This is a genomic window from Mucilaginibacter sp. 320_HR (assembly GCF_059691875.1).
On the sequence record NZ_JCAWAI010000003.1, the window covers coordinates 377668 to 391017 of the forward strand.

Consider the following 13350-nt stretch of genomic DNA (forward strand, 5'->3'; position numbering starts at 1 on the left):
AGTTAAGCTATATTTCAAGTATTTTAGCTGACTTAGTTTGGACACCCTGGACGGGACACTCCTTTCTAAGGTTTTCACGACAATTAGCCCCGGCAAAAAGCCCGCACATATTATTTGATCCGGAACTTTTCAACTACCTTCTCATCGGCAGATGAACCACCTATCACCAGCTGGTATTCGCCGGGGTAGAGTTTCCACTGATGTTTGGCAATATCCCACTTTTGTAGTTCCCTCACCGGGATAGTTATGCTTACCGTTTGCGAACCACCTTTATCAATGGACACGCGCTTAAAACCTTTAAGTTCTTTAACCGGCATGCGTTCTATGGCCGGGTATTTTACGTAAGCCTGCACCACCTCATCTGCATCCATTGAGCCGGTATTGCTTACTTTTACTGTAAAGGTGATGCTATCCTTAGCTGTGTACTGCGTCTTTGGGCGCTGGCCCATTTCATAGGCAAAGGTTGTATAACTTAACCCAAAGCCAAACGGGTACTGTACAGGCCCGTTAAAGTATCGGTAAGTCCGCCCTTTCATGCTGTAGCTTTGATATGCCGGCAGATCGTTTACCGATTTGTAGAAGGTAAGCGGCAGCCTGCCTGATGGGCTCACTTTGCCGAAAACAATATCTGCGAGCGCATTGCCGCCCTGCTCTCCCGGGTACCAGGCAAATACAATGGCGTCAGCATACTCGGCAATAGCCGATACATCCACATCACTCCCTGCGGTAATCACGGCTATAATTGGCTTTTTAACACCTTTACGCAGCGCTTTCATAAAAGCTATTTCGCTGGCAGGCAAGCTCAGGTCTTTTTTGTCGCCGCCATTCTCTGCCAGGAAAGCGTCTCCCGCTTCACCCTCTAATACAGGCGAAAGGCCCAGTACGGCTATTGTCAGGTCAGCATTGCCTGCCCCCCAAATGCCACCAAAGTGCGTGGTGTCGCGGTAGTCGCAACCCAGGTCATATTCAACGCGAGTTGCAGGATCAACGGCAGCAGTTATGCCTTCAACAAAGTTCACTATTTTGCTGCTTACCCCATGGTAGCTGCCCACCATAGCATCTATGGAAGCTGCATTAGGCCCCAGCACCATTATGCTGGAATAGGTATCTTCTTTTAGTGGCAATATGTTTTTATCGTTCTTTAGCAGCACCATACTTTGCTGTGCCGCTTTGCGTGCAAGCTGAATGTGAGGGGCTGAATGGATAGAGTCTGCGCGGTACGCATAATAAGGGCTTTTTGCTGCATCATCAAAAAAGCCGAGCTTAAATTGGGTTTTCAATATATGGCCAAGCGCAACATCTACTTCTTTCTCGGTCAACAGCTTCTTCTTAATTGCATTAAGCACATCACGCTGCAATACTGATGAACAATCCAGGTCAATGCCAGCCTTTATGGCCGCGGCAGCTGTTTCGGTGGCATTAGGGATAGTTTTATGCGTCAGGAACACATCGTCAAGCGCACCACAGTCCGTAACCACGTGGCCCTTAAAACCCCACTCCTTACGCAGGATATCTCCTATTAAATACTTGTTTACAGAATTAGGAACGCCGTTAACCCTGTTGTATGCCGTCATGATCGACTCCACACCGGAATTTACCAGGTAATGAAAGGCATACATATAAGTTTCACGCAAATCCTTTTCATCAACAATGGCATCAAAGTAATCGCGTGTTGCTTCCGGGCCGCTGTGTGCAACAAAGTGCTTGGCAGCTGATGCGGTTTTAAGATGCAGCGGATCAGTACCCTGTAAACCGGTTACAAAAGCAGCACCAATATGCGCGGTTAAGAAAGGGTCTTCGCCATACGTCTCCTGCCCCCTGCCCCATCTTGGGTCGCGGAAAATGTTGATGTTTGGTGTCCAAAAAGTAAGCCCCATGTATTGCAGGTGCCTGTCGCGGGCGGTGGAAAGATTATATTTCGCCCTTGCTTCTGTAGATATTACGTCTGATACAGATTGTACCAGCTTCTCGTTGAAAGTAGCTGCCAACGCAACTGCTTGGGGGAATACAGTTGCTTCACCCGCGCGTGCTACACCATGGAGGCCCTCGTTCCACCAGTTATACGCAGGAATACCCAGGCGCGGCACAGCTTGGCTGCGGTAGCCAAGCAGCGATACTTTTTCATCAAGCGTTAGTGTAGATAATAGCTCTTTAACCCTGGTATCTATTGGCAAAGCAGCGTTTCTAAAAGCATTTTGTGCTACTGATTTTCCCGGTAGCAAGGCAAATGCCGCAGCGATTATTAACAGTATTCTCTTTGGGGTAATGTATTTCATGCAGATACGATGTATTATTTATTGAACGGCCGAATGCCTGCTTTTTTTATCCTTGCGAGGATCGCGTTAGCAACGTCCTTGCCTTGTTTGTTCCCTTTTTCTATGCTGTCCATGTAATGGATGCCGCCGTAAAATCGCGACATAGAAGCCTCCGCTGCAGCCTGCCTGAAAGACCGAAAATCACGCTGGCTGCTACCAAAAGGCACTTCGGTATTATCTGTATAAGCAAAGTTATCACCCAGGAAGTAGGTTAACAACTCTGCCGATGCATTTGATATTACGGCATGGCCGCTGGTATACTCCGGGAATGGTGGCGTTTGCAGCACGGGCTGCCACTTAACATCCATATAGCGGTTTATAAAAGTTTCGGGCCGTATACGGTTGCTGGCAAACTTCTCTTCCCAGCAGCTGATGAAAGCATCCATAAGGGTAATTCCCTCAAGCGATATCAACTGGATCGATTGATCAAAGCTCAGGTTTGCCTGTTTAGCTACCAGCCCGGCTATGTGCATCCAATGCCCGCCGGGGCTTATTTTTTTGTATCCAATGGCCATGTGGCCTGATGTAGTTACCGCGAAGGGATTGCAATCCCAAAACAACGCCTGGTTTATTTGCTCTGTGGTGAGCTGTTTTGATGCTTGGTAAACCGCGACTACCTGCTTATAAAATACCGATGCGGTATCTTTGCTAAAAGGCGTAAGCGGTGCCGGTTTATATTGTTGAGCCGAATCTATCACCAGCGTACGGATGGTTTTCCAGTTAGGTTCAACCGCTTCCATGTACGCTGGTGGAGTTGGGTACCACTTTCCGTCCTCTTTAGATGGTGTATAACGTTTGAGGGCGCTTAGCTTACCATAATTATCTGTTTTAGAAAAAGCCAGTACTGCCGCGGAAGCATCTTCGGCTACTTTAACGGAGTTGGTAATTATCTGCTGATCGACCCCGGTTTTTTGTAAAAGCTGGATAAAGGCATCCTCATCGTCCTTCAGCATAAATCCGGAGGGCAGCAGCAATTTAGATGTTTCAAGTATGCTGTAATACGCAGCTATCTTATGGTCGTATTTTTTACCTGCGAGAGAAAGTGGGCCTGCAGTATAACTCTTTATAATGCTACCGAGGGCCGGTATGTCACTATTATTTGCCGCAACAATATTGTATGCGCCAAGCATGGCGTAAGCGTAATATCGGGCAGCTACCGGAGGACTGACTACATCATGCACCATTATCATAGTAACGGCATTCACGGCATGGTCGGGTTGTAAGTAATCCGGGTAAGCACTTTTTTTTAGCTGCTGCGCCTTAGCAATGTGGCCAGCAAACAAGCAGGCAATCGCGAAAAATATCTTCAGGACCTTCATTGCTTGTAAAATCTTAATGAACCATCACTGGTACCTATCAGTAGTTGGCTTATGCCATTTATTTTTACCTGTATTGCCGACTTAACATCGCCGGTAACGGAGAGGCCGGCAGCGGCTTGCTCAACAGGCGTAAAGCCGCCTTTGCCATCACCTTTTAGCAGGCAACCGTAGTTGGCATCCATACTGCCTAGTTTAAGTCGATTATCGGTATGGTTGCCTAATAGCAGCACATCCGCTTTGCCATCATGGTCAAAATCATTCAAAAGTATTTGTGAAACCGGCGCAAACTGCGCCTGCATTGGGAGTGGAGCAGGTACAAACTTGCCGTTTTGGTTGATGAATAGTGTTGTTCTGGTTTCTGTAACAGTTAGCTTACCTGCACCGCTCAGTTCTTCTGGTGTGAACACTTCGTTTATGGTTGCATCGGCATAAGCCTTATAAGATGAAAAGCGCCTGCGCATGGGATAGATCTGCTCGTTCAGTTCATCGCGGCTTACAAAGGGGTAGCTTTTGCCCTGAACATAAAAGTTAAAGAAAGGATCTACCGAGCCATTCTTATCGAAGTCGGCGTAATACATTTCTGCCGGTTCAGTAACAGAAGCGCGAAACTGGGTATTCAGCCCTAAATTTCCGGCAATAAGGTCAGGCTTGCCGTCGCCATTCACATCGGCAAAAGCCATCTTAAACCAAAAACCTTTTGGCGAATTAGTAAAGTAGTTTTCAGTTTCGTTCTTAAAACCATCTTTGGTGTTGATGAGTACTGTAATTGGCATAAACTCGCCGCATATTACCAAGTCCTTCCGGTTGTCGCCGTTAAGGTCTATCCATTGCGCATCAGTGACCATGCCTGCCTTATTGAAAGAAATAGGTGCTTTGGTGAACTTGCCTTTACCATCGTTAACCAGCAAATAACTTTCCGGCGTTTCCGGGTACCTGCCCGGGATCACCCGGCCGCCTACAAACAAGTCTGTGTCTCCGTCACCGTCAAAATCCGCAGGACTAACACATCCCTTGCTATTTGCACTTAAGACGGGCAGCGCGCCGGGAGAAAGCACAAAGCGGTTGCTGCCCTCGTTGATGTAAAGCTCGTCCTGCAGGTCGGCTGTATTTGGCTCATAAAGCGAATATCCGCCTTTAGCCAGGTAGAGGTCGGGCTTACCATCGCCATTTGCATCAAAGAACACTGCAGCGGCTGTAGTACCTATGTTTTCTGTACGCCCTCTGATAATGTCTTGCGATGTGAACTTACCGCCGCTCTGCTGAACGTAAAGCCTGCCAGGGCTGTCCTTTTCGCCTGTGATGAACAAGTCTTCCAGTCCGTCACCGTTTACATCTGCCTTGTCTATAACTGGTGCCGAACGCGAGTACATGAACAACATCAGCAACTGGCGCTTAAAATCGTTTATAGCTGTTTCTTCGGGCTTAAAATCTATTGCTGTAGGCAAGCTTTTAAAAATCGGCGTTATAGCCCTGGCAGACTCGATATATGGCTTTTCGTTACCGTATTTCAGAGTGAGTAGCTGACCGCCTTTCATGTTCTTCAAAAGCTGCGCCGTTTGGTCAGGCCATATCACGCGCACTGAATCAGCAATTGTTGCTGTACCTAAACCGAAGTTTAGATTGGTTGATACGCTGGAAAGATAACCACGGCCCGGATTTACCTCCTGGTATTGCTTGTTGCCTGCGGCGTACACGTAAACCTTTGCGCCAATAGCATTGGTGTTTTTGCCTTTACCCTGGAGTTTCACCGCGAGGTAGCCAGACTTATTTGCGTCAGCAGCGGTGTTCTGGTAGATTGATGCTGGCTGGTTGATGTTGTTGATTACGAGGTCCAGATCGCCGTCGTTATCCAGATCGGCATATACTGCCCCGCTAGAGATACCAGCCTGACCAAGGCCCCACTCCGCTTGCTTGTTACTGAACGTAAGATCGTGGTTGTTGCGGAACACATAGTTGGGGAGTGCTGTAGAGGGCATAGCTTGTATCAGGTCCATAAGCAGGAACGGCTCCGCCGCCATAGCTTTCTTGATCTTATAATCGCCCCAGTAACGCAGGAAATCTTTATTAGTATAATCGCGCAGGTAGCCGTTGCTAATGAAGATGTCTTTGTAGCCATCATTATCCAGGTCAGCAATCAAAGGGCACCAGCTCCAATCGGTGTTAGACAGGCCGGCAAGCTGCGCTATCTCGCTGAAGGTTCCGTCTCCGTTGTTCAACTGCAGCATATTGCGCATATATTGTTTGTACAGGCCCTGGTTTTGCATCAGTTCGAAGGACTCATAGTTTTCTTCCAGTTGAAGCGACTTTTGGCGATGATTGTCTGCCGGCATCATATCTAACGTAACGATATCCGGGTTGCCATCATTGTTAAAGTCGGCAATATCTACCCCCATCGAGAAGTGCGACATGTGCCGTACCATCTCTTTAGAGCGCTCGGCAAACTTACCGTCGTGCGTGTTTATGTATATATAATCGGGCTCGTTATAATCGTTGGTTACGTAAATGTCGGGCCAGCCGTCTTTGTTGATGTCGGCAATAGCAATGCCCAGGCCAAATGTTAGCGGGTTTTGTATAATGCCAGCGACAGAAGAAACATCGGTAAAGTGCCCGTCATCATTGCGGTAAAGTTTGTTGCTGGCCAGCTTATCCGTCTCGTTCTTAAAACGGGCAAGCTCCATATTGTCAATTTTTTTGATATTATGATTCAGGAGGAACATATCCAGGTCCCCATCATTATCATAGTCGAAAAATGCTGCTTGCGTGCTGTACCCGGGTTCGTCCAGGCCGTAGGCTTTTGCTTCCTCGGTAAACTTGTTATTACCCTTATTGATGAACAGCTGGTTGTGGCGGGTATCGTCATCTGTTTTGCCGGAGTAGCAAACGTAAATGTCCTGTAAACCGTCGCCGTTAACGTCGGCCATGGTAACGCCGGTCTTCCATCCGGCAGGGCGGCCTTCCATAAGCGGAGAAGCGTCCTTAGTAATATCTTTAAACTTAAGGCCTCCTAAATTGAGGTAAAGTTTGTTGGGTTTCATGTTGGCGGTGAAGAACAGATCGGGTAGGCCGTCGTTGTTTATATCACCGGTGGCAACACCACCACCATTGTAAAAGTATTCGTAAGAGAGTACGTTGAGCGATTCCTTCTCTACAATATCGTTAGAGAACTTAATGCCGGTTTGTGCAGCCGGCAACAACCTGAACAAAGGCTGCTGTGCAACAACTGTTAAAGCAGGTAAGCAAAGCAGGGCAATGCAGGTGTGTTTAAATATTATTAAGTATCGGCCAAATAGTTTCATAAGTCTTGCTGTTACTTATGTCAATAGATCAGGGGAAATAACAGAGCAGTAATTTAGTAAAATATAAAAAGGAGGCCTAAGCCTCCTTTTTATATTTAGGTGTTTATTATTATTTATCCCACCATACACGGGTTGCAAAATTATCTGCACCCTGGTTTTTAACAGCATTGGCATAGTTTGTACCATTGGTCTGTATAAGCGTGGTTGGGTAAGGCATCCTGCGCGGAATCTGTCCGCTGATGAACTGGCCAGTGTATGTTACTGGTGTCAACACAGGGAATCCTGATCTTCTCCAGTTTGCAAATGTTTCGTTGAAGTCGAAAGTAGTTGATGTTGCTACATAGTACTCCATGTTTATTTGCTGTAAGGCATTAGCAGGCACCAAAGGGTGTGCCGTTACGTAAGCAGTAATGTCCGCAGCATTTACAGTTGCAGCCGCTGATGGGTTGTACTGCGCAAGTGTAGCCATATCAGCAGCTAGTGCATTAGCATAATGCGTAGCAGCAGAACCTGTGTTCCAGCCCCTGGTAGCGGCCTCAGCTAAAAGCAACTCAGATTCGCCGTAAGTGTAAATAAAGTTAGCACTTACCCTGTCTGCATAAACCTGCAAACGCGGGCGCGAATATTTGCCAAGTGGCGCGGGAGCATCCGTTGCTGATGCAGCAGGGGTTGCCCCAGGGTAGCCTGGCGCTTTAGAAATGTCGGTGCTGCCACCAAGCAAATCATAACCATTAGGCATACCTATTTGCAAAGCAGCAGTATTATTGCCAGCTACCGTACGGTCTTCATTGGCAAGACGTCCATTACCTGCGGTAATCTCTGCAATAGCAGATATACGCGGGTCATTAGTTGACTTCATGAAGTCGATCAAAGTTTTACCCCAACGAACTTCCCTAAAGTCATCTGTAACCAGTAATGCATCAGAGTTGCTGCTGGTGTTACCGTTAGTAGTTGAATTTGTTCTGGCGTTATCAGCAATGCTGCTCATGGTACCACCGGCGTAAGCCTTTTCAGCCCAAGTTTTAGCTGTAGCAGGGTCAACCTTTGTTAAACGCATAGCTGCCTTTAACATTAAAGAGTAACCTAAACGTTTCCACTGTGCAACGTTACCACCGTAGAATATATCGGCAGTAGGGCCTGGTTTAGATACATCAAGCGCAGCTGTTGCCTGTTCTAACTGGGTAAGTATTGCTGTGTAAATATCCTGCTGTTTGTCGAAAACTGGTTCAAACACGCCGCTTTTTGCCTGCCCTTCCTGTGAATACGGAACGTCGCCATGCAAGTCAGTGATACGCTGGATGAACATTGCACGTAAAATAGTGCCGCATGCGTCAAGATTAGCGTATTCAGGCTTATCTTTTATAAGCGTTTTCATTTCGTCAACTAAAGTAAGGGCGCTGTATCCGCGGTTCCAGGTACGGTTGAAATAACCGGTACCGCCGCCGCCATATACATATTTGTCGCCGTTGCTGTAGTAGCTGAAGGTTGAAGCAAGAGACTGTGTCCACATGCTCTGGAAAAGTAACTGATCATAGCCGGTTTGCGAAAATGTGATTTGCGCTTGCGACATAAAGTAGTTTGGATTGATAAGGGCGTCGGTTGTTTTGTCCGGCTGCGTGTTTATCTCCTCAAAGTTTTTAGTACAGCTTGCCATGAACGTAACACCCGCTACCAGGAAGCCAAAAATATATCGTTTTTTCATCTGTTTAGTTTTTGAATTTAAAGTTTACGTTTAAACCATAAGTCCTGGCAAAAGGCAAGCTGGTGCCTTCTATACCTGCATATCTTGGATCAGCTGAAAATCCAGACTCCGGATCAATGTTGTCTGTATGTTTCATAATTGTCCAAAGGTTACGGCCAACTGCCGATACACCTATGCTGCTAAACGGCGTACCTCTCAGGAAAGTAGAGTTAAAGGTATAGCCTAAGGTTATCTGGCGTAACTTGATAAAGCTGCCGTCTAAAACAGATACTGCGCCAACGTTGCGTGACAGGGCCTGGTAGTAGCTTTGTGCAGATGCGCTGGTAGTGTTTGGTGTACCAGACTCGGTAACACCTACACCTACTACACCGCCTTCGCGGCCGTCAAGAGTAAGTTTGTTCAATCCTCTGAAAATGCTGTAGTTTTCAGTAGCTGAAAGCACTTTATTGCCAAACCTGTAATCAACAAGGAAACCTAAATTGAATTGTTTGTAGTTGAATGTGTTGTTGAAACCACCGTAGATTTTAGGGATGGTTGAACCCTGAGCTTTCAGATCGCCACGTTGTGGAAGGCCTGAAGCGTCAAATACGATGTTACCGGCAGCATCACGCTTGTAATCGGTAGCCAATATTTGTGGTCCGGCTAAGCCTACTACTAAAGAAGTAACAGCAATACCTGAACTTGCACCAGGGCGGAAAGTACCAAAACCGATGTTGTTGTTGGTTATACCATCAGTTTGCAGGATCTTGTTCTTTACGTAAGTAAAGTTGAAAGATGGAGTCCAGCTGAAGCCTGATTTCCTTACCGGAGAACCGTGAAGCTCAACCTCAACACCGCGGTTTTGAGTAGAACCTGTACCTATATAGCGGTTGGTATAACCGGCAGACCAATCCAGGTTACCGTTGATGATCTCATTGTTGGTTTTACGTGAGAAATAGGTAACGTCGAAACCAAACCTGTCTCCCCAGAACTTCATTTCCAAACCGGCTTCAATTTCTTTCAGCGTAAATGGTTTCAGGAATAAGTTAGGCAGCTGGCTGCTGAAGCTTGCTGCCGGGGTACCGTTAATAGAGTTATTTAAGCTGTAGTAAACAGTATTAGCAAAAGCAAGAGCATCATTACTGGTTTGTGCGAATGACAACCTTACTTTACCCAGATCGACACCGTTCATGTGGTGCAGCTCGGAGAAAATAAAGCTACCAGAAACAGATGGTGAGAATATGCCCGGGCCAATAGCCTTTGATATACTGCTATAGTAATCGTAACGGCCGGTTGTGCTGATTACCAGGTAATCTTTAATTGAGAAATCTGCTGAGTAATAGGCCGAGTTAACCTGCTTTTTGCTTGCCGGATCAACCAGCGGACCTGAATCACGGCTGCTAAAGTTGGTTAAGCTGTAGAAGTAAGGTATAATAAACCCGTTTTGGCCATTGATGAAGTTCCCTTCAAGAAGGCTTTTACGAATGTTACCACCTACAGACAGGTCTAAGTTTAACAGGTCTTTAACAATCGGGCGTTTAGCGTTAACCAAAACGTCAGCATTAAACTCGTTGATGTGCGTATTGGTAGTATTCATGGTACCGTTGTCGTTACGGTAACCTGTTCCGGTTGGTTCGATGTTTACCCTTTTATCATTGGTGTCATCGTAACCAACACGTCCTTGTAAGTAAAGCCAGTTTGTGAAATCGTATTTGGCAGATAACGCAGAGATCAAACGGGTTCTGTTTACGTTTGAAACGAAATTGTAAGCTGCAAAATAAGGGTTGGTTACATAGCTGTCGTCAGTAAATGTTAATTCTTTACCAGTAGCAGTAGTACCCGGAGCCAATGTAGCCTGGTCCTGGTTTGGTGCTAAGAACTGTACGTTGTTAGGGTTACCCGGACCGTCACTTAAGCCTGACCGATTCTTGGAGTTTTCAATAACGTAGTTAGCAACTACATTAATATTCAGCTTTTTAGTTACTTGTTGACCACCGTTGAAGTTGAAGGTCTTCCTGTCCAGGTAGCTGTTTGGCACCATTGAGTTTGCGCGCAAGTCAGATGCTGACAGGCGGAAAGATCCGGTTTCGTTACCACCGGTAAAAGATGCCGTGTTGGTAAAGCTTGGTGCTGTACGGTAAAAATCAATATAGTTATTTACCGGAGAGTACTTGTGCATCTGTCCGTCAATTTGCATTACGTCAGATCCGTCCATTTTAGAACCCCACGCAAGGCTTCCTGAGTTACGTGCCGCATCAAGTGTAGTTGGTTTAACACCTTGTATACCCTGGCCATAAACTTGTTGGTAATCGGTATTATCAACCGGCTTGTCAAACTGAACGTTTGTATTGAATTCAACACCAAACGGAGAGTTTTTCTTGCCTGATTTGGTGGTGATCAAAATAACGCCATTTACTGCGCGTGAACCGTAAAGTGCAGAAGCAGACTGGCCTTTAAGAACAGTCATCGATTCGATGTCGTCGGGGTTGATGTTAGAAATACCATCACCATAATCGGCACCGCCCCACTCGCCGGCTGCACCGCGCTGTGTATTATCCATAGGTACTCCATTGATAACGTACAACGGGCTACCTGCAGAAAAGCTGGTTAAACCACGTAACAACACCCTTGCAGATGAGCCCGGGCCACCATTTGATGCACCTACACTTAAGCCCGCAACACGGCCCTGTAATGACAAGGCAACGTTGGTTTCTTTCGCTTTGTTAAGCTGATCACCGTTTACTGTAGATACAGAATATCCCAGTTTCTTTTGATCTTTTGTGATACCCAAAGCGGTAACAACAACCTCATTTAGGCCCTTGCTTGCAAGTGCAAGTTTAACGGTGATGTTAGTCTTACCTGCAACGGCTACTTCCTGGCTTTCATAACCCAGGAAAGAGAATACCAAAACGGCATTGTCGGGCGCGTTAATAGAAAAAACACCGCTCGCATCAGTTACCGTACCGTTTGATGTTCCCTTTATTTTCACAGTAACGCCTGGCAGTCCCAAACCATTCTCGTCAACTACTTTACCGGTTAAAACAGCCGCGTTCACAACTTCGCCTTTTGTAGTAATTACAATAAGGTTGTTTTCCAGCTGAGTAAATTTAAGATCGGTTCCGTCTAGTAATTGGTCTAATACAACGTTAACATCTTCATTCTCAACCTTCATTGAAACCTTTTTGGTTCCTGAGATCTTCCTTTCGCTGAAAACGAAATGGTAGTTGGTTTGCTTCTGAATGGCGTTTATAACCTTCGTAAAATCAGCAGAACGAACGTTTAACGTTACCTTTTGCTGTGAGTAAACATTCGCTACCGACTGTAGTGTAAAAGCTACTATTAAAATAAATGTCAATTTCATTATCAATATGGACTTTAATAGCCAATATTTATCTCTTACACCCTTAGGGTGTTTAAAATATTTCATACTTTTATTAATTAAAGGTGATTGGTTAAAAGCAAAATTCTGTACCAGAGAAAGTTGCGTTAATAAACTAAACAGATCTTCATCTTAGCGGGGGTTACCATTGGTGATCCCCGTTTATTATTTTGTAAAGCTTTCTTTAATCCATAGGCGGCTAAAAATCAATTAGAGGGTTAATAAATATATATCGTATTATTTTTCTGCTTGTATGTAAATGGCTCTATCATTTGCAGGGCTTTAAGCGCCTGGAAAACGGTTTCTTTCTCAAAGACCCCTGTAAAGTGATAATCCTTTGCATCATCATTTTTAAACTTAATCTTAATTCCATACCAGCGTTCCATTTGGGTAGCAATACCGCTAAACTCCTTGTCTTTAAAAACAAGCTTGTTGTTCACCCATGATGTTTCTACCACAGTGCTGTCATTTGCCCGCAAGTAGGTTAACGATGTAAGGGCGTAGCTGGTATTTACACTATCAGGATTTACAGGCACCTTATGCCTTTTGTGGGCTACCTTTGTTAGTGGTGTGCTTTTAAGAACAAGTTTTTCGTTAGGTTTTAAAATTATACGGTCGTTAGGCCTGTCTGTAAGTGTTACTTCAATAGCGCCTCTGATAAGCGTAGTTTCACTGGCAGCATCGTTTTTGTAAGATCTTATGTTAAACGCGGTACCTAAAACCTTTATGCTCATGTTACCTGCATGAACGATGAATGGGTGCTGAACGTCTTTCTTTACATCAAAGAATGCTTCCCCGCTCAAAAATACTTCCCTGGTTTTACCTTTAAATTCGGCAGGGTATCTGAGTTCTGTCTGAGAGTTCAGCGTTACTTCAGATCCGTCGCTCAAAACCAGTTTAGATTTAACCCGGGTAGGAGTTTCGGTAAGTTGCAGCGTGGCATAATCATTTCCCGGGCCACGATCCATCATGTAATATAACAAGCCGCCGCCCACAGCTACTATAAAAACCGCCGCTACTACGCGTATCCACATAGCCAGCACATTGTGCCCGGTTGGCTCCTCAATTGTCTCGTCCGCAGCTTGTTCAGGCAAAGTTATTTTACTTTTAATACGCTGAAACATCAGATCGGAGTTTGAATATTGCTCCTGATCCTGAACCCAGTACGACTTGAAAAATTTATATTGCTCTTTGTTAATCTGGCTTTCCGCCAAAAATTGATGAAATTCTTTCAGCTCACTCTCATCAAGTTCGTCTGTAAGCTTTTTAGTAAGAAGTTCAGTGAATCTTTCGTTAACCATTTGCTGATCATCAAGCGTGATCATAGTTAAGACACTTTCATGATGAAAATTGCCTACAG

Annotated in this window: 6 protein-coding genes; all 6 read right to left on the reverse strand. The window is 45.5% G+C overall.

Translation table 11 applies throughout. From position 1 onward, the window contains the following. Positions 1-110: 110 nt before the first annotated feature. Positions 111-2276, reverse strand: coding sequence for a glycoside hydrolase family 3 N-terminal domain-containing protein (locus tag AC59GT_RS12220; RefSeq protein ID WP_497237897.1), 2166 nt, complete (start codon positions 2274-2276; stop codon positions 111-113). Positions 2277-2290: 14 nt separating this feature from the next. Then, complete coding sequence (locus AC59GT_RS12225; protein ID WP_497237898.1) at positions 2291-3634, reverse strand: vanadium-dependent haloperoxidase; 1344 nt, start codon at positions 3632-3634, stop codon at positions 2291-2293. Beyond that, positions 3631-6930 (reverse strand): VCBS repeat-containing protein, encoded by a 3300-nt coding sequence (locus AC59GT_RS12230; protein WP_497237899.1) that lies wholly within the window; start codon positions 6928-6930, stop codon positions 3631-3633. The genes AC59GT_RS12225 and AC59GT_RS12230 overlap by 4 nt, the downstream gene beginning before the upstream one ends. A gap of 109 nt (positions 6931-7039) precedes the next feature. Continuing rightward, positions 7040-8632, reverse strand: coding sequence for a SusD/RagB family nutrient-binding outer membrane lipoprotein (locus AC59GT_RS12235; RefSeq protein WP_497237900.1), 1593 nt, complete (start codon positions 8630-8632; stop codon positions 7040-7042). Positions 8633-8636: 4 nt separating this feature from the next. Then, complete coding sequence (locus AC59GT_RS12240) at positions 8637-12038, reverse strand: SusC/RagA family TonB-linked outer membrane protein (protein WP_497237901.1); 3402 nt, start codon at positions 12036-12038, stop codon at positions 8637-8639. A 170-nt stretch (positions 12039-12208) separates the two neighbouring features. Next, a complete protein-coding gene (locus AC59GT_RS12245; RefSeq protein ID WP_497237902.1) occupies positions 12209-13315 on the reverse strand; it encodes a FecR family protein in 1107 nt (368 codons plus the stop codon). Positions 13316-13350: the final 35 nt, after the last annotated feature.

Coding starts and splice junctions, on each gene's coding strand:
- AC59GT_RS12245 (WP_497237902.1), bottom strand. CDS start 13,315: ATGATCACGCTTGATGATCAGCAAATGGTTAACGAAAGATTCACTGAA.
- AC59GT_RS12235 (WP_497237900.1), bottom strand. CDS start 8,632: ATGAAAAAACGATATATTTTTGGCTTCCTGGTAGCGGGTGTTACGTTC.
- AC59GT_RS12230 (WP_497237899.1), bottom strand. CDS start 6,930: ATGAAACTATTTGGCCGATACTTAATAATATTTAAACACACCTGCATT.
- AC59GT_RS12240 (WP_497237901.1), bottom strand. CDS start 12,038: ATGAAATATTTTAAACACCCTAAGGGTGTAAGAGATAAATATTGGCTA.
- AC59GT_RS12225 (WP_497237898.1), bottom strand. CDS start 3,634: ATGAAGGTCCTGAAGATATTTTTCGCGATTGCCTGCTTGTTTGCTGGC.
- AC59GT_RS12220 (WP_497237897.1), bottom strand. CDS start 2,276: ATGAAATACATTACCCCAAAGAGAATACTGTTAATAATCGCTGCGGCA.